The sequence below is a fragment of the Acinetobacter kanungonis genome, assembly GCF_009939195.1.
In the GTDB taxonomy this organism is placed as follows: Bacteria; Pseudomonadota; Gammaproteobacteria; order Pseudomonadales; family Moraxellaceae; genus Acinetobacter; species Acinetobacter kanungonis.
This window is the reverse complement of sequence record NZ_JAACKC010000010.1, coordinates 21,912-47,554: the sequence shown is the minus strand read 5'-3', so window position 1 is coordinate 47,554 and position 25,643 is coordinate 21,912. Positions and strand designations below refer to the sequence as shown.

Here is a 25,643-nt window from a genome sequence, read left to right as displayed (position 1 = left end):
ATGTTATTTGACTCTTATTTTGAAGAAAATTTTTCGATGAAGAATGGTACCACATCGGCAATCGCGACTTCAGACTGCTCTGCAGTAGCCAATGCTTTAACAGCAAGCTGCTGTCCTTCCCACTCACGCTCACCCAAGATCAAGGCATAGATTGCACCTGATTGATCCGCCTTTTTCATTTGGCTTTTCATGGAACCTTGAGAGCCCACTTTTAAGCGTAATGGACTTTGCGCAGCTTCTAACTGGTTACGGAATTGTTCCGCCAAGACCAACGCTTTGCCTTGAGAGGCAGGATCTGCCACCAAGAAGATTTCGCAATCACGCACTGGCGATGCTTCTTCCACTTGTTCTAGAAGCAGCAATAAACGCTCCATTCCCATGGCAAAACCAACGGCTGGCACAGACTGATCTGCTTTACCTTTCAACTGTCCCACCAGACCGTCATAACGACCACCAGCACATACCGTGCCTTGTGAACCCAAATGTGTCGTGGTCCATTCAAATACGGTTTTGTTGTAATAATCCAAACCACGAACCAGTTTCTGATTAATCACAAATTCAACGCCAGCATCGCTCAAATATTGTTGTAACTGCGCAAAATGCTGCATGGTGTCTTCTTTCATGAAGTCATGCAGTTTTGGTGCATTTTCTAAAATTTGCTGAGTACGAGCATCTTTAGAATCTAGAATACGTAGTGGATTGGTGGTTAAACGGCGCTGTGAATCTTCATCCAATTCATCTTTGTGCGCAGTTAAAAATTCAACCAATGCCGCACGGTATTCTGCACGCTCATCGGTTTCACCCAAAGTATTCAGTTCTAAACGAACTTTATCTGCGACACCCATGCGTTTCCATAGACGCGCAGTCATGAGAATCAATTCAGCATCAATATCAGGCGTCGCTACACCAAAGGTTTCCACACCAAATTGGTGGAATTGGCGATAACGTCCTTTTTGCGGCTTTTCATAACGGAACATCGGTCCGATATACCATACACGCGGTGTCGCACCACGGAGTAAGTTATGCTCCAACATGGCACGGACACAGCCCGCTGTGCCTTCTGGACGCAGGGTCAACGACTCTGGTGGATTGCCTTTGTCAAAAAAGGTATACATTTCTTTTTCAACAATATCAGTAGCATCACCAATAGCACGTTTAAACAAACCCGTTTGTTCAACCATCGGCAAACGGATTTGTTGATAGCCATAGGCATCCATTAACGATGCTAAATGTTGCTCTAGACGTCTCCAAGCTGGTGTTTGCGTTGGAAGGATGTCATTAAAACCTTTGATTGCGACGATTGAACTCATGATGAACTACGAATGATCTCTTTAGATTTAGCTTCTTCAAGCTCTTGAACACGTTGACGAACCATTGTTTCGATTTCATCAACTAACTGTTTGGTATCAATTAAATGGCTTTTTTCACCATTACGATACACAAGTGAACGTGGACTTGCCCCCACCACGCCAATATCCGCCTCTTTGGCTTCACCTGGACCATTCACTTTACACCCAATAACGGATACATCCATTGGGGTACGAATGTCTTCCAAACGCTCCTCGAGGTCTTGCATGACTTTAATGACATTAAATTCTTGACGCGAACAACTCGGACAAGCAATAAAGTTAATGCCATTAGAACGTAAGCCTAATGATTTTAAAATATCAAAACCGATTTTGACTTCTTCTTCAGGTTCTGCTGCCAAGGAAATACGCATGGTATCACCTATGCCTTCCATCAACAGACCACCCAAAGCAATCGCAGATTTAACCGAACCCGTACGGTAAATTCCCGCTTCAGTTACCCCCAAATGCAGAGGGTTATCAATTTGCTGAGACAGCAAACGATAGGCATCCATAGTCAAAAACACATTCGATGCTTTGACCGAAACTTTGAATTCATGGAAATTCAAACGGTCTAAAATATCAATATGGCGCATTGCCGATTCAAGCAAGGCTTGACCTGTCGGCTCACCATATTTTTTTTGAATATCTTTCTCTAATGAACCCGCGTTTACACCAATCCGCATGGAAATATCATGATGACGTGCAGCCGCCACCACTTCACGAATTTTCGCTTCTGAACCAATATTGCCTGGATTGATCCGTAAACAATCCGCGCCCATGTCTGCCACTTTCAATGCGATTTTATAATCGAAGTGAATATCCGCGACCAAAGGCACTTGTACGCGCTTACGGATTTCACCAAAGGCTTCCGCAGCTTCCATCGACGGTACAGAAACACGCATAATGTCAGCACCAGCATCTGCACAACGCTGAATCTGCGCAACAGTCGCATCAACATCACAGGTTTCAGTATTGGTCATACTCTGAATACTGATTGGAGCATCGCCACCAACATACACAGAACCCACACGAATTTTGCGGGTCGGACGGCGTTTAATCGGGTTTACTATCATGATTATTTACTCTGGCACCATTAACGAGATAAACGGAATTCTGCTTTCCCATTTACCGTATATGGTGACAATGAAATCTGCTCATTGTTCAAGCTTAATGACACTGCGGATGCATCATCCAAACGAATCTGGAATGGTGATTCACCATTTAACGTTAAGGTGCTGGCTTGACGACCTGTCGCCAAAACTTTACCTGTCGAATCCACAATATGAACTGAGGTCGGACGGTTAAAATTCAAGACCAGTTGATCACCAGAAACTGCAGTTGCACCACCAACAGACAGGACTTCAACTTCAGATTTGCTTGCATCTGCAGCATTGCCTTCAGAAGAACTGCTCGACGACGTCCAGTTTTGAATGGTGCCGACGATTGCAGCCAAAATTAATAGCACCACGATTGCAATCACTGAACGCTTTAACCACTTACGGTTACGCTCACTTTTTGAACCTGGCAGTTTGCCCATAATCTTGATTGGAGAGTTGTCCAAAGCATGGTTAGGTACCATGCCCGTATCATTGGCATAGATTTCATCGAAACGCTGGATCAGTGATGTTGCATCAACATTCAAATACTTTGCATAAGTACGATAGTAACCTTTAATAAAGGTTGCTTCTGGCAAAGATTTATATTCATCTTGCTCTAATGCAGTCAAAGTTTTTACAGGAATTTTTAAATCTGCAGCAACTTCACTTAATTCACGCTTTTGGGCAATACGTTTTTGGCGTAAGTATTCTCCAGGACGCTGGACATTTCCTAATGCATTAGGTACTACGCTTGAACCATTCGATTGCGGTGAATTAGGATTTACTTCCATACGGCCTCAGTACTGTACTGTAATTGCAAATAACGTGTGTATTCTTGGCTATCTGGGAACAATGCACGCAGTTGGTTCACCAACACTTGCATGCCCATCTTGTCGCCATTGGCTCGCGCAATACGGATACCAATCCACAATGCACGCGCACTCTGATTTTTCTGCCCAACCAGTCGAACAAACTGTTCATATAACTGTGTTGCAGCAGGAATTTGTTGTCTTAAATAAAATATTTCCGACAACTCTAACATTGAAACATAAGAATTCGGATTTACCTGCAAAGCTTGCTTGAATGATTTTTCAGCATTTGCTGTATCACCCAACTTTAAGTAAATACGCCCTAAATTTTCCAATGCTTTGAATCGTTGATCATAACCTAGGGTCGAACCCGCGATTGTCAATTGTTCAATGGCTTCATTATAACGTTCTACGACGTATAAATACGTACCATAGTTGTTACGAGCTTGCGCATTTTTCGGATCTGCGGAAATGGCACGTTTAAAATGTGTCTCCGCTTTTTCCATGTTGGCTGGACTGCCTTCTTGCTGCAACAACACACCCATCATCATATTGGCGGTAGAATCTCGTGGTTCCATCTCCAATGCCTGATCCAGTGCACGCTTTGCTGCGTCCAAGTCACCCTTACGGATATATTCTGCTGCCAATTGTGTACGAACTTCTACTGCTTTCTCAGGATCTTTTTTAAAGCCTGGTGCCGATGAGGTGGTTGTCGTAATACACCCCACCAACGACATTGAAAGACAAAACATTGTAATACTTGCAAATTTGTAGGTGGGTTTACGCAATTGACAGCCCCTTTATTATCCTTTTGAGCGCAAAATCTCATTCTGCGCTGCTACTTTTTTCTTCCATTGCTCTGCACGGCGTGTACGGTCAGCCACCTGACCGACCAATTGTCCGCATGCAGCATCAATGTCATCGCCACGTGTCTGACGAATCGTACACACAAAACCTGCATCAGACAAAGTTTTTTGGAAAGAAATAATCCGGTTACGGCTTGAGCGCCCGTATGGCGCATGCGGAAATGGATTAAATGGAATTAAATTAATTTTACTTGGTAAATTCTTTAACAATTTTAATAACTGCTGCGCATGTTCAGGGTGATCATTTACCCCATCCAACATCACATATTCGATGGTGACATGACGACGCGCACTTTCATTGCCATCTTTCGCCAAATAACGCTGACACGCTGCAATCAACTGATCCAACGGATATTTCTTATTGATTGGCACCAATTCATTACGTAATTCGTCGTTCGGCGCATGCAATGAAATTGCCAATGCCACATCAATGTCTTGTGCCAATTGGTCAATTTTCGGTACCACACCTGAAGTCGACAAAGTCACACGACGCTTAGACATACCATATGCAAAATCATCCAACATTAACTGCATTGAACTTAAGACTGCATCATAGTTAAGTAATGGCTCGCCCATCCCCATCATCACGACGTTGGTTACGGTACGCTCACGCTCTGCCACTGGCACCTCTTCCATATAAGAGTAGTTTGCCATCCAGAGCTGACCAATAATTTCTGCGGGCGTTAAATCACGCTGAAAACCTTGTTTGCCTGTCGAACAGAATGAGCAGTCCAAAGCACATCCCACTTGCGAAGAAATACATAAGGTTTTACGCGCACCCGTTTTATCTTCAGCAGGAATCAGTACGGTTTCAACCAATGAACCTTCACCATCCCCCACACGGAATACCCACTTACGGGTTCCATCTTTAGAATAGTTACGGTGTACCACTTCTGGCGCTTTAATTTCACAAACGCGCTCTAATTTTTCACGTAACTTGCCTGAAATGTTGGTCATTTCAGCAAAATCTGTCACGAAGTATTGATGGATCCACTTCATCACCTGTCCTGCACGGAATTTCTTTTCGCCCATGGCTTCAAAGAACTGTTCCAGTTCAGCACGTGACATGCCCAGTAAATTCACTTTTTTCACAGCAGATTGCGGTGTTGGAGTGGACAAAGATTGTTGCGATTCATCAGAAGTTGCAGATGAAACGACCACTTCAGTACTCATGTGTAATTACCTAAACCATGTCGAAGATAGAAGGAGATTGCTCAATATTCAAGCAAATAAAATTCAAGAGAATAAAAAAACCAGATAAGCAGTATAACACTTATCTGGTTTGAAGTGTCTCGATTAACGAGTGCGTGGGCAAACTTCAGTTTGAGCGAAGAAGTAGTTTACTTCGCGATCAGCAGATGCAACTGAGTCAGAACCGTGAGCAGCATTTTCGTCGATGCTTACAGCGAAATCAGCACGGATTGTACCAGGAGCAGCTTCTTTAGGGTTTGTAGCACCTAAGATTTCACGGTGAGCAAGAACTGCATTTTCACCTTCAAGAACAGATACAACAACTGGACCAGAAGTCATGAACGCAACTAAGTCAGCAAAGAAACCACGTTCTTTGTGTTCTGCGTAGAAACCTTCAGCTTCAGCTTGAGAAAGGTGTTTCATTTTAGTCGCAACGATTTTAAGACCAGCTTTTTCGAAACGAGCAAAGATGTCACCAATGTGGTTTTTAGCTACTGCATCTGGTTTAACGATAGATAAAGTACGTTCAATAGCCATTATCGGCTCCTTAAGTCAAATTAGACGTGAAAATTTTGCCGCATTATACCGAATAATGAGCAATTATCAGCTTTTGAAATGTAAAAAAACTGGATTTTTTCGATGTGCTGCTGGAAAAGCGTGGATTAGCTGGCTTCGTCAATCCAAGCCATTTGAATCGCTTCGAGTAAACCTTCGGTAGATTTATTCGGATCATCAGCAAAATCAGGCAAAGCACATACCCACGCATGCAGGTCGGTAAAACGAATCCATTGCGGGTCCACATCTGGATGTGCTTCATATAATTCAATCGCGATATCCATGGTATCGGTCCAACGTAACCCCATGACTGTTCCTAATCTATGCTATAACTGCGCTACTTTAACAAATTTTAGCGGGTCTGAAAAATCACTCAGCATCTTTCAAACTACAAGACCAGACTAAACATCGGTGCACAAGCAATAACCACTGCTGCCACACTTGCTCCAATAATGGCACCAACTGCGACATCACTTGGATAATGCAACCCCAATACCATACGCGACAATGCCACCAACACGGTGAACGGCAACATCAGTACCAATAAAATTGGCTGAACCGAACCAATCACCACACTGCCCATCACTGCATGTAAGGTATGTCCTGACGGAAAGCTAAAATGATCTAAAGGGCGTTCACACAAACGAATCACTTGATGAACTTGATAAGGCCGTGGACGCACCGTCTTGGTTTTTAGAATTTTATAAATGACTGTGCCCAGTAAAGAACCGACAATCAGATACAACATTTGCACACTATAAGATAAACCCTGCAAAATCCACAAGCTCATCAACATGATGTACCAGAAAACACCATCACCTAATCGGCTAATCAATTTAAAAAAATGTGCCACTCGCTCTGAATGGGAAAAATGGTTCAGATACAAACAGCCTTTTAAGTCGAGATCGAGCATTTTTATTTTTGCATTCTTAAAATTCATAATTTCTCTCCTCAAGCTTTTGTTTTGCTTACGCTATCATTCGGGTTTCCTTTGCCACTTGATATAAAGCCTGCTCCAATTGCATGACAGGTAGGTGCCAACCCATTTCCATCACTTTGATTCGAGCACGCTGTCCCATGCTGTTGAGTATGTTTGGACAGGGTAACCGCTGCATTTGCGATGAAAAACTATTTACATCACCCAGCGTGCTTAACCATCCTGTATTGCCATGCTCGATGTGAGCATGCGCACATGCATAATTATAAGCCACCACGGGCAAACCACTAGCCATCGCCTCCAAAACAACGTTACCAAAGGTTTCGACTTGGCTAGCGAATACAAACACATCGGCACTTGCATATACACTTGCAAGATTCTTACCAGTTAAGCTGCCGGTAAAAATCACACCATGTGCCAACCCCAATGCTTCCAGTCGCTGGCGGTCAGGTCCATCGCCCGTGATCACCAATTTGTACTGTTTTTCATCTTGTTGTTGCATACATATGAAGTTACGAATCAGCACATCAATTTCTTTTTCTGGTGATAATCGACCCACATAAAGCATGACCGTGGTATTGCCATCCGCTCCCCAAGTGCACCGATATGTTTCAGAACGGAAGAGCGGAGAAAATTGTTGGGTATCCACCCCTCGCCCAACGACAACCAACGGGCATTTGATACCAAATTGCGTGAGTGCTTTCTCGGTATCTTTACTCGGAACACAAGTCAGTTGAGTATTGTTATGAAACCAACGCAAATAGTGCTGTATAGGTTTCACCAGAAATGCCAAATCGAAGAAGCGGCTGAAATCCTGAAAAGGAGAGTGAAATCCACTAGAGACTGGAATATCTCGACTTTTGGCGGCATGTAATGCGGTTAAGCCTAATGGCCCTTCAGTCACCACATGCACCACATTGGGCATAAACTCGTCTAGGGCACTAGCAACTTTCAAAAACTGCGGCCAACCAAATTGTAGCGTCGGATATTTCGGAATACTTTGCGCTGCGACCAAACATTCTTTATTCGGCATAAAGTCCGCACAGGATTGTGTCTGACTTGGACGAATCAGCAGGATTTTATGCCCCTGTTTTTGCAAGCCTTTGCACAGCTGCATTAGAGACAAAGCGACCCCATTCACTTCCGGAGGCCATGTTTCTGTAACGATTGCAATTTTTAACCGTGGGCGAACCAGATCTTTTAAAACACTTATTTCTTCTACGCTGTTTTTGTTTTTTTGTAATTTGAAATAAAACTTAAAACTGTCTGGAAAATCTTGTTGTTTTAGCAGGCCCACAGTGGATATGTTCGACATATGACACCTATTGCTTGATTTTCTCTTAGCATAGATGTCGAGTTTGACAGTTTGATGATAAATTCATGACAGATTCAATATAGACCACCAGCATATATTAAATATTATCTGGTCATCTCTGTTCTTTGCAGCGCCCAATCCTGATTATCCCTTTCAATTCGATAGATTGGTAGGTTCATCAAACTAACCATGCAAATAATTTTTCCAATCGCTCGACTTTTTCAGGGTTAAACTGCTGTGTCTCTCGTTCTTGTAAGCGCTTTAATTCCTTATAGGTAGATAAACCCAAGGTTACATCTACAAATGCTTCTGTCGGAATTTTGGTGGTATATATTGGTCGGGTAGGAAGCTCCACCCGATGCCAAAGTTGACCTTCTAACTCAAACTCCCTTTGAGTTGAATAATAATATCCAATATTCGCTGAAGAAATATTTTTAACAATTCGAACTTCTTCCTCATAGGCCCATTCTTGCATTTTATAAAGGAAACCATGCTTCAGAAGATTTTCATTCACCTGCCAATTTAATAAGCTCGAATTACCTATTGAAAGTAAATTATCCATATTGGCGGCATTAACACCTTTAGGCACTGTTTTCAAATATCTAACTTCGCCTTTCTGGGCTGGAATTACATATTGATCAATATTTTCAAAGCCCGCTTTTTCAGTATCAATACCAATGACCATTCCTTTGTAGCTATCTGCATAATGCGACCACATCAGTGGATTCAAAGCCGTTCTGGTTAGACTCAAAATACAATATTTTCTAGAAAAACGATTGCGAAAGGCATTGATTGCAACGGATAAGGAAACATCTAAATCATAAAGTCCCAACCCAGTCCCTTCAAATGGATCATTAAAATCCTCTAAATGAGAAAACCCCAAAGTACTTGTTTCTAAAATCTTTAATCCAGCTTCAAAACCAACATATTTATATAAAATCATTTTTATTATCCAATAAAAAAACCCTCGCTTTCGCAAGGGTTTATAGCATATCAATCTGCTAGATCAGAAAATTAGTTCTTTTCTTTATCTACGATTTTGTTTGCTTGAATCCAAGGTACGAAAAAAATGAAAGCAGAGCTTTCATCTTTTTGAGGCACGTAACCTTAAACATAAAAAACCCACTCAAATAGAGTGGGTCTTCGCATTCAAATCAATTGATTCGAGAAATTAGTTCTTCTCTTTATCAACGATTTTGTTCGCTTGAATCCAAGGCATCATTGCACGCAATTTAGCACCTGTTACTTCAATACCGTGTGCCGCATTTTGACGACGACGAGCAGTCATTGATGGGTAGTTCAACGCACCTTCGTTAATGAACATTTTCGCATATTCACCAGATTGAATACGTTTAAGTGCATTGCGCATCGCTTCACGAGACTGTTCGTTGATGACTTCAACGCCAGTTACGTATTCGCCATATTCAGCGTTGTTAGACACTGAGTAGTTCATGTCCGCAATACCACCTTCAAACATTAAGTCAACAATTAACTTAAGTTCGTGTAAGCATTCGAAGTATGCCATTTCTGGTGCATAACCCGCTTCAACCAAAGTTTCGAAGCCCATTTTCACCAATTCTACTGCACCACCACAAAGAACTGCTTGCTCACCAAATAAGTCAGTTTCAGTTTCTTCACGGAAAGAAGTTTCGATGATACCTGTACGACCACCACCTACGCCAGAAGCATAAGAAAGCGCTACGTTACGTGCATTACCAGAAGCATCTTGGTGGATTGCGATTAAGTCAGGAACACCTGAACCACGTTGGTATTCTGAACGTACAGTGTGACCAGGTGCTTTAGGCGCAACCATGATTACGTCTAAGTCTTTACGTGGAACAACTTGGTTATAAAGAACAGAGAAACCGTGAGCAAATGCTAAAGTTGCACCTTCTTTGATGTTTGGCTCAATTACGTCACGATAAAGTTGAGATTGGAACTCATCTGGAGTCAAAATCATGACCAAGTCCGCTTGTGCAACAGCAGCTGGAACTTCAGAAACTTTAAGACCTGCATTTTCAGCTTTTTTCCAAGATGTTGAACCTGCACGTAAACCTACAGTTACATCAACACCAGAATCTTTCAAGTTTAGTGCATGAGCATGACCTTGTGAGCCATAGCCAATGATCGCTACTTTCTTGCCTTGGATGATAGATAAGTCACAGTCTTTATCGTAAAAAATTTGCATTGTTGTCTCCGCTAGAATGCTTTCTTTATGGATCACTTATTCACTTTTTGCCGAGTATCCTCTCTATAGGCTTTACTCAAAGTTATTTGTGAATAAGTGAGTCGTTCAAATTTAAATTAGATGGTTAAAACTTTTTCGCCACGAGCAATACCCGATACACCTGAACGCACAACTTCTAAAATTGTGTTTTCCGCCAAAGCATCAATAAAGCCGTCGATTTTTTCAGTCGTACCCGCAATTTGGATGGTGTAGGTTGTTGGTGTCACATCCACGATTTGCGCACGGAAAATATCCGCTGTACGCTTAATTTCAGCGCGCGCTGAACCGAGTGATTTGACTTTAATCAACATCAATTCACGTTCAATGTGCGCACCTTCTGACAAGTCCACCACTTTGACCACTTCAACCAATTTGTTCAGTTGTTTGGTAATTTGCTCAATCTTGTGATCATCACCATAGGTTGTCAAAGTCAAACGTGACAAGGTTGGGTCTTCGGTTGGTGCAACATTCAGAGTTTCAATGTTATAACCGCGTTGTGAGAACAAACCCACCAAACGAGAAAGCGCACCAGCTTCGTTTTCAACGAGTACAGAAATAATATGTCTCATGAAGTACGCTCCCCTTTACCTAACCACATATCTTTCATCGACTGACCCGCAACCAACATTGGATAAACGTGTTCAGTACGATCTACCATGACATTAATGAATACACATTTGTCGTTGATTGCCATCGCTTCAGCAAGCTTAGATTCAAGCTCATCGGCATGGTCAATTTGAATACCGACATGACCATAAGCTTCCATCAATTTAGGGAAGTCAGGCAGTGAATCTACATATGAACTTGAATGGCGTCCTTCATAGTTCATATCTTGCCACTGCTTCACCATACCTAAAGCTTGGTTATTCAAGCAGAGGATTTTGACATTTAGACCATATTGCTTGCAGGTAGAAAGCTCTTGAATACACATCTGAATTGATGCTTCACCCGTAATACACACCACTTGCTGATCTGGGAAGGCAAGCTTCGCAGCCATTGCATATGGTAGACCAACGCCCATAGTACCTAGACCACCCGAGTTGATCCATTGTCGTGGACGCGTGTATTTATAGTAAAGCGCACCAAACATCTGATGCTGACCAACATCCGAAGTAATAATCGCTTGGCTGTTGGTAATTTTGTCTAATGCTTCAACCACCTGTTGCGGCTTCATTGAACCATCAGTTGGTTTGTCATAATTCAAACCATGTACTTTGCGCCATTCATTAATTTGTGACCACCAAGCAGCAATCACTTCAGGGTTTGGCTTAGACACATTCATTTGTTTAAGTTGTGCCAACATTTCCTGAAGAACAGGTTCTACCGCACCAACAATTGGAATATGCGCAATAATGGTTTTTGAAATCGTCGCAGGGTCGATATCAATATGAATCACTTTGGCATTTGGACAGAATTTTGCAGGGTTATTGGTTACACGGTCATCAAAACGCGCGCCAACACACAAGATGACATCTGCATTGTGCATGGTCATATTGGCTTCATACGTACCATGCATCCCCAACATACCAATGAACTGCTCGTCGTTACCCGGGAAAGCACCCAAGCCCATCAGGGTATTGGTGACTGGATAGCCCAATAAGTGCGCCAATTCAGTCAATAATGCAGAAGCATTGCCCTGAACCACACCACCACCTGTATAAATGACAGGACGCTTGGCATTGATCAGCTCATCAATCGCTTTACGAATTTGACCTGAGTGACCACGATGCGGCGGTTGATACGAACGCATTTTCACTTTTTCAGGATATTCGTAGGCAAACTTTTCTGCTGGATTGGTTGCATCTTTAGGAATATCAACAACAACAGGACCTGGACGACCACTTGCTGCGATATAGAATGCTTTTTTGATAATTGCAGGAATTTCACTTGCATGACGCACTTGGAAACTGTGTTTCACGATTGGACGTGAAATACCCACCATGTCAGTTTCTTGGAATGCATCTTCCCCAATTAAATGCGAAGCCACCTGACCAGACAAAATCACCATTGGGATTGAGTCCATATAAGCGGTTGCAATTGGAGTAACGGTGTTGGTTGCGCCTGGGCCTGAAGTGACCAGCACTACACCAGTTTTACCTGTAACGCGTGAGTAAGCATCTGCCATATGACCAGCAGCTTGTTCATGACGTACGAGATAATGATTGATTTTGTCTTGTTGAAAAAGCGCATCGTAAATGTGTAAAACTGCGCCGCCTGGGTATCCAAAAACATGTTCAACGCCTTCGTCCGCTAATGCGCGAACAAGCATTTCACCACCAGATAAAAGTTCCAACGTGATTCACCCTAATCTTTTATCACCGCTTGATGGGAGACATCAGCAGTGTTCATTCATTAATTGTCTGCACTGTTATAGCACACATATTTCATAGTTTTCATGGCAATAGGAAAAAAATCCGACCCGCTTGCTGTTTGAGCAATATGGGATCTAAAACATGTTGGGATAAACATATTTTTATTTGCTTTGTTCACCATCTCGGCTAGAGATGACGCCCATTGCATGACGTAACACTTCTTCGAAGGGTGATCGAGAGAAGGCACATAAAACTAAAGACAGCATTTTTCTTGTTTAACCTGTTGTTGTCAAGTTGAAAAAACAGCTTTTTTTTGATTATTTACAGACCGTGTGTTTTTTAGGCAAAAATAGTCTTTTTGCATACTGCATCAAACATTAAAATAGTTCTGATGAATTTCAACCTCTATTTCTCTATCTATATAATTTTTAGATATTAAATCTATCAGATATTTAGCACTTTCCAGTCAGAATCACTTGTTCAAAATAAAAATCAACCTATACTATTTTGAACACTCCCTATTCCATTTAGAAATCTCTAAATTGACAATTTGATCAATTTATAGACTACCTCCTTTTAATCTTAGAAATAAAAATAGGACAACACACATGTCTCTTCCATTTCATCTGATTAGTCGCATCACACTTGCTTGTGCCTTAATCGGCTCTAGTGCAACACTTTGGGCCAAAGATTATTACAAATGGGTGGATGCCAATGGCTCGACCCATTACACCACCACACCGCCACCGAAAAGTGGACAAAAAAAGGGCAAAGTGCAGACCTATGGTTGGAACAATTCAGCGCCTACGGCTAGCCGTAGCAATAATGTTCCTGTAGAAGTGCAACAGAATAACTCGACAATCCCAACGAATACTGTTAATGCGTCTAAACCCACACAAAATGTGAATGAAGATGCTACCAGAACGCCAGTTTCAGCTGCACCTGCTCCAACTGAAGTTAAAGCCGTTCCTGCACCTAGACCCAATGGAAAAAATTACGCAACTGAATAAAATCAGTTTTTACTAAATAGTTTCATTTTTCTTGTGGTTCAGCCTGCGCAAAATTCACATTTAGGTGCATTTTGCGCTATGCTGTGCAGCAAACTTTTAACCGTTGTTCCTTAATACGTTTATGACTACTCATATTGACCCTGAATATCAAGCTAGTGCGATTGAACCCACCGTCCAACAAGACTGGGAAAATCGTAAAGTCTTTAAAGTTGCCGACACTGTAGAAGGTCCTCGTCGTTACATTCTGTCGATGTTCCCTTACCCAAGTGGCAAGCTGCATATGGGTCATGTGCGTAACTATACAATTGGCGACGTGATTAGCCGTTTCCACCGTTTAAAAGGTGAAACTGTATTACAACCCATGGGTTGGGATGCGTTTGGCTTACCTGCGGAAAACGCGGCAATTGCACACCAAGTTGCTCCAGCAAAATGGACCTTTGAAAATATCGCTTATATGCGTGACCAATTGAAAAAACTTGGTCTGTCTATTGACTGGGATCGTGAATTTGCAACGTGTACGCCTGAGTATTACCACTGGGAACAATGGCTATTTGTACAGCTTTATAAGAAAGGTCTGATTTACCGTAAACTTTCTACCGTGAACTGGGATCCTGTGGATCAAACCGTTTTAGCCAATGAACAAGTAGAAAATGGTCGTGGCTGGCGTTCAGGTGCATTGGTCGAAAAACGCGATATCCCAATGTACTACTTCCGCATTACTGATTATGCGCAAGAATTGTTGGATGATCTTGATTCACTCAAAGACGGCTGGCCACAACAAGTCTTGACCATGCAACGCAACTGGATTGGTCGCTCGACGGGCATGGAAATTACCTTCCCTTCTGCAAATCCAGACATCTATGCAGATGCTTTAACTGTCTATACCACGCGTGCTGACACCTTGATGGGTGTGACTTATGTTGCTGTGGCAGCAGAACATCCAATGGCGCTGAAAGCTGCAGAAAACAACCCTGAACTGGCTGCATTTATTGAAGAATGCCGTATGGGTTCAGTTGCAGAAGCGGACCTTGCGACTGCTGAAAAGAAAGGCATGGCAACTGGCTTGTCTGTGAAGCATCCTGTGACTGGCGAAGCAGTGCCTGTGTGGATTGCCAACTATGTGTTGATGTCGTACGGTTCTGGCGCAGTGATGGCAGTTCCTGCACATGACGAACGCGACTTTGAATTTGCGAATAAATTCAACCTTCCAATCAAACAAGTCATTGATGCCAAAGGCGCTGAAGATGCAGATTACTCTGCGACTGAATGGCAAGAATGGTACGGCTCTAAAGAAGGTAAATTGGTGAACTCTGGTGAGTTTGACGGTTTAGACTTCCAAGCCGCTTTTGATGCCTTCCTTGCGAAATTAGAACCACAAGCTTTAGCAAATTCTAAAGTGCAATTCCGTTTACGTGACTGGGGTGTTTCTCGTCAGCGTTATTGGGGTTGTCCAATTCCAATGATCAACTGTGACACGTGTGGTCAGGTAACTGTTCCAGAAGAGCAATTGCCAGTAGTATTACCTACAGATGTGGTTCCTGATGGTTCAGGCAACCCATTGAACAAGATGCCTGAGTTTTATGAAACTAAGTGCCCTTGCTGTGGTGGCGATGCACGTCGTGAAACTGACACCTTGGATACCTTTGTAGAATCATCTTGGTACTATGCGCGTTATGCGTCTCCAGACTTTACTGGCGGCATGGTAAATCCTGAAGCAGCGCAATCTTGGTTGCCTGTGAACCAGTACATTGGTGGTGTAGAACACGCAATTCTGCATTTATTGTATGCACGTTTCTTCCATAAATTAATGCGTGATGAAGGTGTGGTTCAAGGTAACGAACCATTTACCAACTTGCTCACTCAAGGCATGGTCTTGGCGGATACCTTCTATCGTGAAGCGGAAAACGGCAAGAAAACTTGGTTTAATCCAGCAGACATCGAATTAGAACGTGACGAAAAAGGTCGTATTCTTTCTGCGAAATATTCTGTTGATGGTCAAGAAGTGGTGATCGGCGGACAAGAAAAAATGTCCAAGTCGAAAAACAACGGCATTGACCCGCAAGCGATTATTGATCAATACGGCGCAGATACTGCACGTGTATTCATGATGTTTGCTGCTCCACCAGATCAATCATTAGAATGGTCTGATGCTGGTGTTGAAGGTGCGAACCGTTTCTTGAAACGTGTTTGGCGTTTAGCGACTGGTTTCCTTGAAAAAGGCAATGCAGCAACTGCAATTGATAAAGCCAATTTATCAAAAGATGCGCAAGACTTACGTCGTAAAACGCATGAAACCATTCAAAAAGTGGGTGATGACATCGAACGTCGTCATGCATTTAACACGGCAATTGCGGCATTGATGGAATTGCTGAATGCCAGCAATAAGTTTGAAGCCAAAGATGACAACGATGTGGCTGTTGCGCGTGAAGCAATTACGACTTTGTTGACGCTACTTGCACCATTTGCGCCACATTTAAGTCAAACACTGTTGACCCAATTTGGTATTGAATTGACACAAAGCTTGTTCCCTGTGGTCGATGAATCGGCTTTAACACGTAATACCCAAACCATCGTGGTGCAAATCAACGGTAAATTACGTGGCAAGTTAGAAGTGTCTGTCGACACATCGAAAGAAGAGCTCTTGGCGCTTGCGAAAGCCTTACCAGAAGTTCAACAATTCTTGACGGGTCCAACCAAGAAAGAAATTGTAGTACCAAATAAATTGGTTAACTTGGTGGTTTAAAAGCTTTATCAGTCTCCCTTTTCAAAGGGAGGTTTGGAGGGATTTTATAAAATCTCCCCTAACCCCTCTTTCAAAAGAGGGGGACTCAATGTAATAAACAAAAACCCACGCAAAGCCCGTTTTCATTTAACGGGCTTTGCTACTAAACTCATATACGTTTGAAATTATTTTGTATCACACTGCAAAGTCAGCATTTACAGAGGAAAATACATGCATTTAGGCAAGCGTTTCGCAACTATTATTTTAACTTGCGGTCTAGGTGCAGGTTTAGTGGGCTGTGGCTTCCATCTCAAAGGCACACAACCTTCTGCCACTCCTGTAGCATATGCACAAATGAGTTTGTCTTTGCCCAAAGATACTGAAGAGTTAGAAGAAAAATTATCGATTTATCTCGGTGCAGCAGGCGTACAACTCAGTAATAGCCCGAATGCCTACCGTTTACATGTTTATAGTTACACCCCTGTACGTCAAGAATTACGCGGCAAGTTGATTGAAACTTTACTCCGATTGAACGTCACTTTCCGTATTGAAGATGCCCAAGGTAATCCTGTGACTGAAATGCGTACCGTGACTGCTTCACGTAGCTATCAATACAACTTGGCAACGGTAAACACCGATGACCAAGAAGAGAAATTCTTAAAAGAAGTCCTGATTGATGATGTGGCACAGCAAATTGTGCGTCAGATTTCATCGAATCGTTTACCTAAAGTCACGAACAGCACCACTCAACCGTAATTGTTATGAAACTCGACTATTTGCAGGCCCTGAAACGCATTCCAGAAGCACGTGGTGCATGGGTACTGCATGGTCAAGAACCCTTACTCGAACAGAATCTGCTGGATGCCTTTCGCAAAAGCTGGCAAGAACAAAACATTGAACGCCAGCGCTTTGACATGTCGAATGTCAATGACTGGAAAACCGTGTTCAATGCCCTCAACAGCTTGTCGTTATTTTCTACGCAGCTTGCGATTGAAGTGCATGGCAACATAAAGCCCGATGCCAATGGCATTAAATTACTGACCCAATATCTTCAACACAATGAATATAACTTGTTGTTGATTGTGATGCCGAAGCAGGACAGCAGCAGCTTAAAGTCAAGCCTCTTTAAAGTGATTGATGCCAATGGCGTCAATGTCTCCCTGACTGCGAATTACCCGCAAGATCGACAACGGATTCTAGCCGTTGAAGCGGAAAAGCTGGGCATTCAACTGGCGAATAATGCATGGCAATGGTTGGAGCAGCATCACGAACACAACTTGCTTGCGGCAAAAAATAGCTTGATGCGGGTGCGAGATACCTTCCCTGATTTAGCTCAGATTGGCATCGAGCAACTGCTTGCCTGTTTACAAGATCAGTCGCGTTACAGCACCTTTGATTTAAGCGATGCCTTGCTCGAAGGGAACTTCGCCCAAGCGGTCAAGATTTACCAATATTTACTGGCATCAGGTGAACCGATGAGCTTGTTGCTGTGGAGTATCAGCAAGGAAATGCGCCTGTTGATGCAACTGTTTGAGCAGCCACAAAATGCCTTGCAGCTGGGTATTTGGAAAACCAAAGTCAGTCTATATCAACAGGCTTTACGCCGCCTTCACCCCAAGCAGTTTCTCAGCTGGCCTGTGCTTTTGCTCCGAATCGATGCATCGATTAAAGGCTTAAGTGAAGAAAACCCTGAACACTTGATTCTGCAAGCCATTGGCATGCTCTGCGGTAAAAATTTGTTTTTAAATTAACAGCCCAGACTCAGTCCAGCCTACACATCTAGCGAAAGAAGCGTGCAAACCAGCTTTTGCCTTTTTTCTGCTCCTGAGCGCGTAAATAGTGCAACATATTTTCTCGTACAGCATCGACATAATCCTGATCATCATGCTGAATATGGTTCACTAACCACTTCGACAATAAACGATGTAAATCATGTTCAACCGCCTCCCCTTGGGCAAAGCGCTGGCGACAATCATTTAAACGTTTCACAAATAATTCATGAATGCCTCGGTGCGAGGGTAAATATTGATAATTCACTTGTTCCAGCAAGTTTTCTTCAAAACTAAAATGCGATTGGGTGTAGTCAATCAAGTCATCTAACACCTCTTTAATTTGATTGCGCTGCCCACTCATTCGGATCTGATCTAGCGTATTGATATATTCCAGAATTTGTCGATGTTGATTATCAATCACCTCAATCCCAATATTAAATTTTTCACTCCACTCCATGATTTCCCTCACATTATTTTCATTAAGTTTTTTTTATTACAGCAACCCATGTGGGTTTTATTTTAAACAAAAAACCCATATTTTTTTTATGGAATTAAATACTAGCTGCTTTTAAAATTTAAATCTAGAGAAAAATAAAGGGGAAATTACCCAGTTTCGAGCATCTATTGATGCCTATAAAGAACGAACAAAAACTCTCTTTTTTAAAAATCGTGATGTGACTCATCTGATGTTTTCAACCGCCTTTGCAGAATCTTGCATCAGAATCATCGAAACAAATAATAATCATTTCTATTTATGTAAAAAATTCACGATTTATCCGTATTTCACTTCTATACTAGCCATGATTATTTTTTACTCCCTGACTCCTATGCAAAAAATAAAATCCTTTAAAATTATTATCGCCCTGCTGTGTATTGCGCTGCTTGCTTTTTTAGCTTGGCATTATTTAAAACCGAAACAAGAGCAGCCCCAATACATCACAGAAAGCGTAACGCGTGGTGATCTGGAAAATACCGTTTTGGCGACAGGGACTTTGGATGCGACTAAGCTGATTAGTGTCGGTGCACAGGTGTCAGGTCAGGTACAAAAAATGTATGTGCAACTGGGTGATGAAGTCAAACAAGGGCAACTGATTGCGCAAATTGATTCCACCACGCAGGAAAACAGCCTCAAAACTGCAGAAGCCAATATTAAGAACTTAGAGGCACAGCGCTTACAACAAGAAGCCAGCTTAAATGAAGCACAATTGGCGTATAAACGTCAGCAACAAATGTTTGCCCAAGATGCCACCTCTAAAGCCGAACTTGAGTCTGCCGAAGCCACATTTAAAACAGCTCAAGCACAAGTAAAAGCCATTGATGCACAGATTGAATCTGCAAAAGTCACCAAATCGACTGCACAAACCAATATCGGCTATACCCGCATTGTGGCACCGACCGATGGTACCGTGGTCGCAATTGTGACTGAAGAAGGTCAAACGGTGAATGCCAATCAAAGTACTCCAACGATTGTTAAAATTGCCAAATTACAAAACATGACCATCAAAGCACAGGTCAGTGAAGCCGACATCATGAAAGTGGAAAAAGGACAGCAGGTCTATTTCACCACGTTGGGGGATGACAGCAAGCGTTATGCCAGCCTGCGCCAGATTGAACCAGCGCCTGACTCAATTACCAACGATGATTCAAGCACCACGTCGAGTACAGCGATTTACTACAATGCCTTATTCGATGTTCCAAACCATGACGGTAAACTCCGTATTGATATGACCGCGCAAGTGTATATCGTGCTGGATTCTGTAGAAAATGCGCTATTACTGCCATCTTCAGCAATTTCAACACGTCCAGCAAATAGCAAAAAAACCAACGCCACTCAGGCAAAAGCGGCGTCTTCAGGGGAAAGCAAACCTGATGCAGACCAACCGCAAGGACCTAAACCTGAACGCTTGAATTTGAATGCCAGTCAACAACAATTGCTAAAAGATGGCAAAGCAACCTTGAGCATAGTTCGTGTTCTACAAGCAGACGGTACCGCACAACCTAAACAAGTCTTGATCGGCATTAATAACCGCGTCAATGCACAAGTTTTGGCAGGTTTGAAAGAAGGCGATCAAGTGGTGATTGCAGACAGTTCGGATACTGCTGCAGCGACAGCCAATAGCGGAAATAAACGTCGTAATGGTCCACCAATGGGAATGTAAGCATGACAAAAAAAGCCTTGCTTGAAGTCAGCAATTTGGTGCGAGAGTTCCCTGCTGGCGAAAGCACTGTTCAAATTCTCAAAGGCATTGATCTGACCATTTATGAAGGTGAACTGGTGGCCATTGTCGGGCAATCAGGTTCGGGTAAATCCACCTTAATGAATATTTTGGGATGTCTGGATCGTCCGACTTCAGGCAGCTATCTGGTCAAAGGCAGAGAAACAGGACAGTTAGAACCTGATCAACTGGCGGAATTACGCCGCGAATATTTTGGCTTTATTTTCCAGCGCTATCATTTGCTGGGGGATTTAACCGCTGAAGGCAATGTGGAAGTCCCTGCCATTTATGCAGGCACCACGCCTTATGCACGCAAGCAACGCGCCACTGCCCTATTGACTGAATTAGGTCTGGGCAATAAAACCCAGAACCGTCCGAGCCAGCTCTCGGGGGGGCAGCAACAGCGGGTATCAATTGCACGTGCGCTGATGAATGGTGGTGATGTGATTCTTGCCGATGAACCCACAGGGGCACTGGACTCGCATAGCGGGGTTGAAGTGATGCGGATTCTGCGGGAACTCAATGCCGCAGGACATACCATCATTTTGGTGACGCATGATATGCAAGTGGCGAAGAATGCCAGCCGCATTATCGAAATCAGTGATGGTCAGATTATTGCCGATCGAGTCAATCAGCCAGAACATGACACTGAACTGCACAATGACCCTGATGCTGAAACGGCGATTTCAGCACAGCAAGAAAAAAATAAGAGTGTGTCCGCATGGCGTTCTCTACTGGATCGCCTCGGAGAGGCCTTCCGTATGGCACTGCTGTCGATGAATGCCCATCGTATGCGAACCTTTTTGACCATGCTCGGGATTATCATTGGTATCGCGTCAGTGGTAACGGTGGTTGCATTAGGCAATGGCTCACAAAAGCAGATTCTCAGTAATATTAGCAGCTTGGGCACCAATACCATTACCGTGTTCCAAGGACGTGGCTTTGGTGACAACTCCAAAACGGCCAATTTTAAAACCTTGGTCCCGAGTGATGCCGAGGCGCTTGCCACACAACCCTATGTCAGTGCCGTCAGCCCAATGGTGAGTTCATCGAAAACCATTCGTTACCAAGAAAATGAAGCCAGTGCCACGATTAACGGTGTCGGGAATGATTATTTTACGGTCAAAGGTCTGACCTTTAAAAATGGGCAAACTTTTGATCAACGCAGTGTTCGTGACCGCACTCAAGATGTGGTGATTGATACCAACACCCAAAAGCAATTCTTTAGTGATGGTTCTAATCCGATTGGACAAGTGATCTTGCTCGGCAGTGTGCCTGGACGCATCATCGGGATTGTGGAACCACAGAACAGTGCCATGGGTTCGGATGATACGTTGAATGTGTATATGCCTTATACCACGGTCATGAGCCGCATGTTGGGGCAAAGCAATGTGCGGAATATCATTGTGCAGATTAATGACCAATACTCGACCAGTGCAGCTGAGAATGCGATTGTCAATTTGCTGACCCTACGTCACGGTCAGCAAGATGTGTTCACCATGAACAGTGACAGTATTCGCCAAACCATCGAAAAAACCACCAGTACCATGACCCTTTTGGTTTCTGCTATTGCGGTAATTTCATTGGTGGTTGGCGGTATTGGGGTGATGAATATTATGCTGGTTTCAGTCACTGAGCGTACCCAAGAGATTGGGGTACGCATGGCGGTTGGTGCGCGTCAAAGCGACATTCTGCAACAATTCCTGATTGAAGCCATTTTAGTCTGCCTGATTGGTGGGGTTTTAGGTGTTCTGCTCTCACTCGGTTTAGGTCAAATCATTCAGAAATTTGCGGGTGGCAATTTTGGTATCGCTTACTCCACCACTTCAATTATTGCCGCATTTGTCTGCTCAACCTTAATTGGTGTCGTGTTTGGATTTTTACCAGCAAAGAATGCAGCCAAACTCGACCCTGTTGCAGCACTTGCCAGAGAATAAGGACAAATTATGCATTTTTCATTGACACGTCTGTGTACGGCAATGCTACTTGGTAGTACTTTGGTGGGTTGTGCCGCGGTGGTTAAAACCCCTTATCAAGCACCTACGGTACAAACGCCTGCCCAGTTTCAATATGATCGTGCAACGGCACAACAACGCCAACACGCCATCTATGCAGATCAATGGTGGACATTGTTCGGAGATGCTCAACTGAATCAACTGATTGATGCTGTATTGGCAAAGAATAGTGATTTGGCTGTGGCTGGCATGACCCTGAAACAAGCACGTTTACAGGCCGAATTAACCGCAAATCAGCAGAAACCACGTGTGAGCTCTACGGTTTCTGCTGGACATGAATTTGACCTGAACTCAGGCGAGGACAATTCTAGCGGCTTGTCTTTGGGTGCTGGACTCAGTTATGAAGTCGATTTATTTGGTAAATTGGCACGTCAAACCGAAGCCAAGAAATGGGAAGCACTGGCAACTGAACAAGATCTGCAAGCCACTGCACAAAGCTTGATTGGCACCACGGCGAAGCTGTACTGGCAATTGGCGTATTACAATGAAAGCCGTAGCACTGCACAGCAAAGCCTTGCCACTTCACAAAAACTGTATGATCTGATCAAAGCACAATATCAGGCAGGCTCGGTTTCAGGTTTGGAATTGACCCAAGCGGAGCAGTCGGTACAGAGTCAGAAAGCCAGTCTGAGTCAGATTCAACAAAGTTTGGTCGAAACCCGTACCGCGATTGCCGTCCTGCTACATATGCCTGTGCAACAACTGGATGTTCAAGAGCCACAGCGCTTGCCACAACTGGCTTTACCGAGCATTGCCGCAGGTTTACCTGCGGACATTTTGTCACGTCGTCCAGATTTGCAAGCAGCGGAATTACGCCTGCGTGAAAGTTTGGCCAGCAAAGATGCAACCACAGCAAGCTATTATCCTTCGATCAGTTTGACGGGCAATTTAGGCAGCAGCAGCACCTCGTTAACGCAACTGCTACGTAACCCTGCCCTGACCTTGGGTGCCAGTTTAAGCCTGCCCTTTTTGCAATATAACGATATGAAAAAGGATATTGCAATTAGCCAGTTAGACTATGAAAAAGCCATTGTGCAATATCGTCAAAGTCTGTATCAGGCCTTTGCCGACGTGGAAAATGCCTTGTCTTCACGCAGTGAACTGGATCAGCAGGTCAAATTACAACAGCGTAATTTAGAACTTGCAGAAAAAGCCGAACGCCTGACCAATGTTCAGTATCGTTATGGTGCCGTGGCCTTAAAGAACTTGCTGGATCAACAGGAAACCACCCGTAGCGCCCGTTTGACCTTGGTCAACACCAAGCAAAGTCAATACAACGCCTATGTCACGCTGATGCAAGCTTTGGGCGGCAGCCCTATTCAGCAATTGCCTGAATAAATCTGAAATTCAAGTCATAAAAAAACGGCACTTGAAGTGCCGTTTTTGTTTATCACAACAGTGATTAGTCATCGCCCATCAAGTCAGGGCTCATACCTACGGTATTGAAGCCTGCATCAACGTACATGATTTCACCGGTAATACCATTTGCCCATGGTGAGCAAAGGAACAACGCAGCATTACCCACATCTTCAATGGTTACATTACGTTTTAACGGTGCAATTTTTTCATTCGCATCTAACATTTTACGGAATGATTTAATGCCTGAAGCCGCTAAAGTACGGATTGGACCCGCTGAAATTGCATTCACACGAATACCGTCTGCACCCAAGCTAGATGCCAAGTAACGTACACCCGCTTCTAAAGATGCTTTCGCCATACCCATCACGTTGTAGTTCGGCATAACACGCTCAGAACCTTGGTAAGTCAACGTCAATAAACAGCCTTGACGCGCCAACAACAATGGTTTTGCAGCACGTGCCATCGCAACAAAGCTGTAAGCACTGATGTCATGCGCAATACGGAAGCCTTCGCGATCCGTTACATCGGTAAAGTCGCCATCTAAAGTATGTGCAGGTGCAAAACCGATCGAGTGAACCACCCCATCTAGACCATCCCAGTGTTTCGCCAATTCTACGAAAGCTTGGTCAATTTCTGCATCCACAGCAACATCACAAGGAAACACCAATGTTGAGTCAAATTGCGCAGCAAATTCATCAACACGTTTTTTGAGCTTCTCATTCGGATAGGTAAAGGCCAATTCTGCACCTTCACGATGCAATGCTTGAGCAATACCAAATGCAATCGACAACTTACTTGCAATACCCGCAATCAGAAAGCGTTTTCCCGCTAGTAGTCCTTGTGACATGTGACTCTCACTTAAAATAATTTAGATGAATAATGCCAAGTCTGGCATCAGAACAAAATTGCAAAATGCGCCTTTTTTTCAGCAAATCACAGATTCATAACAATTCACCCTGCAAAAGCAGGGTGAAGTTGGATTTGGCTGGATGAATCGCATCAAAGCATCATCAATCATCGCCTTGAATCAGGCTTAATAAACGCATGAATGAGTAATACATCCACACCAAAGTTGCCAATAAGGCAATGGCAGAGAGCCATTCCATGGACTTCGGTGCATGTTGCGCAGCACTGCTTTCAATCAGGTCAAAATCAAGAATCAGGTTTAACGAAGCAATCACTGCAACAAAAGCCGCAAAACCAATCCCTAACCAGTTGCTTTCAAAAATATATGGGACGCTGGAACCAAAAGCCAAACGCATCACCAATTGCACCACAAATACAATTGCAATCGCAATAGTGGCCGAGAGTACCACTGATTTAAATTTTTCAGTGGCACGCACAATTTGCAAGCGATATAAGGTAAACATGACCAAGGTCGTGACAAAAGTTGCCAATAATGCCTGTAACGGTACACCTGGAAATTTCAATTGGAAAATAACCGACACCCCACCCAGAAATGCTCCTTCAAACAGTGCATAAGGAATGGCAAGCGTTTTCGCGGTATTCGGCTTAAAGGTGGTAATCAGTGCCAAAATAAAGCCACCAATCGCCCCAACAATTGCAGCACTATAGGCAATTGAAATATTTAGGCTGATAAAACTATAGAAGAAAATGCCTAACCCGACCACTGCAGCGATGACTGTCAGTAACACCGACTTTTGAATCGCACCTTGAATGGTCATTGGCTGGCTATAGTCTGCATAGACCTCTACACGATTGAGTATGGGATTATTACTTTGCATGCTTAAACCCTTTGTTATAATTTAAAATGAATAAAAATATAAAATTGTACTTTGCTTTAAACCAACAACTCAAAGCTGTACACCCTCGCATTGGAATGTCGAAAATATAACCGATAAATATGACAAACAAAAAATAAAAATGGGGC

At 43.3% G+C, this 25,643-nt stretch carries 23 protein-coding genes; 7 read left to right on the top strand and 16 right to left on the bottom strand.

The genetic code is table 11. The features are described 5' to 3' along the window. Positions 1–14: 14 nt before the first annotated feature. The 13 genes from hisS to GWK51_RS15160 form a co-directional block, all read right to left on the bottom strand. Positions 15–1,310, bottom strand: a complete 1,296-nt coding sequence (hisS, locus tag GWK51_RS15220; RefSeq protein WP_161934348.1) for a histidine--tRNA ligase — start codon at positions 1,308–1,310, stop codon at positions 15–17. Then, a complete protein-coding gene (gene ispG / locus GWK51_RS15215) occupies positions 1,307–2,422 on the bottom strand; it encodes a flavodoxin-dependent (E)-4-hydroxy-3-methylbut-2-enyl-diphosphate synthase (protein WP_161934347.1) in 1,116 nt (371 codons plus the stop codon). Before ispG ends, hisS begins: the two co-directional genes overlap by 4 nt. 20 nt (positions 2,423–2,442) lie before the next feature. Next, entirely contained in the window at positions 2,443–3,237 is a 795-nt protein-coding gene (locus GWK51_RS15210) for a helix-turn-helix domain-containing protein (RefSeq protein WP_161934346.1), read from the bottom strand. Next, positions 3,228–4,007, bottom strand: coding sequence for a type IV pilus biogenesis/stability protein PilW (gene pilW, locus GWK51_RS15205; RefSeq protein ID WP_216071786.1), 780 nt, complete (start codon positions 4,005–4,007; stop codon positions 3,228–3,230). The genes GWK51_RS15210 and pilW overlap by 10 nt, the downstream gene beginning before the upstream one ends. Positions 4,008–4,058: 51 nt before the next feature. Then, positions 4,059–5,294 (bottom strand): 23S rRNA (adenine(2503)-C(2))-methyltransferase RlmN, encoded by a 1,236-nt coding sequence (rlmN, locus tag GWK51_RS15200; RefSeq protein WP_161934345.1) that lies wholly within the window; start codon positions 5,292–5,294, stop codon positions 4,059–4,061. Positions 5,295–5,417: 123 nt separating this feature from the next. Beyond that, a complete protein-coding gene (ndk, locus tag GWK51_RS15195; RefSeq protein ID WP_016166212.1) occupies positions 5,418–5,849 on the bottom strand; it encodes a nucleoside-diphosphate kinase in 432 nt (143 codons plus the stop codon). Between the two features lie 125 nt (positions 5,850–5,974). Continuing rightward, positions 5,975–6,175, bottom strand: a complete 201-nt coding sequence (iscX, locus tag GWK51_RS15190; protein ID WP_100242009.1) for a Fe-S cluster assembly protein IscX — start codon at positions 6,173–6,175, stop codon at positions 5,975–5,977. 80 nt (positions 6,176–6,255) lie between these two features. Further along, positions 6,256–6,807, bottom strand: a complete 552-nt coding sequence (locus GWK51_RS15185; RefSeq protein WP_161934344.1) for a phosphatase PAP2 family protein — start codon at positions 6,805–6,807, stop codon at positions 6,256–6,258. Positions 6,808–6,835: 28 nt separating this feature from the next. After that, positions 6,836–8,119 carry a glycosyltransferase family 4 protein gene (locus GWK51_RS15180; protein WP_161934343.1) on the bottom strand — a complete coding sequence of 428 codons (1,284 nt, stop codon included), beginning with the start codon at positions 8,117–8,119 and terminating at the stop codon, positions 6,836–6,838. 178 nt (positions 8,120–8,297) lie between these two features. After that, positions 8,298–9,062: a DUF2971 domain-containing protein gene (locus GWK51_RS15175; protein ID WP_161934342.1), complete on the bottom strand. Its 765-nt coding sequence runs from the start codon at positions 9,060–9,062 to the stop codon at positions 8,298–8,300. 228 nt (positions 9,063–9,290) lie between these two features. Beyond that, the gene (gene ilvC, locus GWK51_RS15170) at positions 9,291–10,307 is read right to left on the bottom strand and encodes a ketol-acid reductoisomerase (RefSeq protein WP_161934341.1); all 1,017 of its coding nucleotides are present in this window, start codon (positions 10,305–10,307) and stop codon (positions 9,291–9,293) included. Positions 10,308–10,423: 116 nt separating this feature from the next. Next, a complete protein-coding gene (gene ilvN, locus GWK51_RS15165; protein WP_004697653.1) occupies positions 10,424–10,915 on the bottom strand; it encodes an acetolactate synthase small subunit in 492 nt (163 codons plus the stop codon). After that, positions 10,912–12,639, bottom strand: coding sequence for an acetolactate synthase 3 large subunit (locus GWK51_RS15160; RefSeq protein WP_161934340.1), 1,728 nt, complete (start codon positions 12,637–12,639; stop codon positions 10,912–10,914). Before GWK51_RS15160 ends, ilvN begins: the two co-directional genes overlap by 4 nt. 627 nt (positions 12,640–13,266) lie before the next feature. Between GWK51_RS15160 and GWK51_RS15155 the strand changes: the two genes are divergently transcribed. From GWK51_RS15155 to holA, 4 genes are all read left to right on the top strand, one after another. Further along, a complete protein-coding gene (locus GWK51_RS15155; RefSeq protein WP_161934339.1) occupies positions 13,267–13,668 on the top strand; it encodes a DUF4124 domain-containing protein in 402 nt (133 codons plus the stop codon). Positions 13,669–13,789: 121 nt separating this feature from the next. After that, positions 13,790–16,411: a leucine--tRNA ligase gene (leuS, locus tag GWK51_RS15150; RefSeq protein ID WP_161934338.1), complete on the top strand. Its 2,622-nt coding sequence runs from the start codon at positions 13,790–13,792 to the stop codon at positions 16,409–16,411. Between the two features lie 210 nt (positions 16,412–16,621). After that, positions 16,622–17,146: an LPS-assembly lipoprotein LptE gene (locus GWK51_RS15145; RefSeq protein ID WP_100242000.1), complete on the top strand. Its 525-nt coding sequence runs from the start codon at positions 16,622–16,624 to the stop codon at positions 17,144–17,146. A 5-nt stretch (positions 17,147–17,151) separates the two neighbouring features. After that, positions 17,152–18,141: a DNA polymerase III subunit delta gene (gene holA / locus GWK51_RS15140; protein WP_161934337.1), complete on the top strand. Its 990-nt coding sequence runs from the start codon at positions 17,152–17,154 to the stop codon at positions 18,139–18,141. A gap of 28 nt (positions 18,142–18,169) precedes the next feature. Here the strand turns inward: holA and GWK51_RS15135 are convergent, their stop codons facing one another. After that, positions 18,170–18,619, bottom strand: a complete 450-nt coding sequence (locus GWK51_RS15135; RefSeq protein ID WP_161934336.1) for a bacteriohemerythrin — start codon at positions 18,617–18,619, stop codon at positions 18,170–18,172. A gap of 370 nt (positions 18,620–18,989) precedes the next feature. Here GWK51_RS15135 and GWK51_RS15130 point away from each other — a divergent pair, with 370 nt between their 5' ends. Genes GWK51_RS15130 through GWK51_RS15120 form a run of 3 tightly spaced genes read left to right on the top strand, consistent with a single transcriptional unit; the run spans position 18,990 to position 23,731 of the window. Further along, the gene (locus GWK51_RS15130; RefSeq protein ID WP_161934335.1) at positions 18,990–20,321 is read left to right on the top strand and encodes a MacA family efflux pump subunit; all 1,332 of its coding nucleotides are present in this window, start codon (positions 18,990–18,992) and stop codon (positions 20,319–20,321) included. 2 nt (positions 20,322–20,323) lie between these two features. Further along, positions 20,324–22,315 carry a MacB family efflux pump subunit gene (locus tag GWK51_RS15125; protein ID WP_161934334.1) on the top strand — a complete coding sequence of 664 codons (1,992 nt, stop codon included), beginning with the start codon at positions 20,324–20,326 and terminating at the stop codon, positions 22,313–22,315. Between the two features lie 21 nt (positions 22,316–22,336). Next, entirely contained in the window at positions 22,337–23,731 is a 1,395-nt protein-coding gene (locus GWK51_RS15120; RefSeq protein ID WP_161934426.1) for an efflux transporter outer membrane subunit, read from the top strand. Positions 23,732–23,795: 64 nt separating this feature from the next. Here the strand turns inward: GWK51_RS15120 and GWK51_RS15115 are convergent, their stop codons facing one another. Continuing rightward, positions 23,796–24,599, bottom strand: coding sequence for an enoyl-ACP reductase FabI (locus tag GWK51_RS15115; protein WP_100241994.1), 804 nt, complete (start codon positions 24,597–24,599; stop codon positions 23,796–23,798). A 163-nt stretch (positions 24,600–24,762) separates the two neighbouring features. Continuing rightward, positions 24,763–25,497, bottom strand: coding sequence for a Bax inhibitor-1/YccA family protein (locus GWK51_RS15110; RefSeq protein ID WP_100241993.1), 735 nt, complete (start codon positions 25,495–25,497; stop codon positions 24,763–24,765). Between the last annotated feature and the right edge of the window lie 146 nt (positions 25,498–25,643).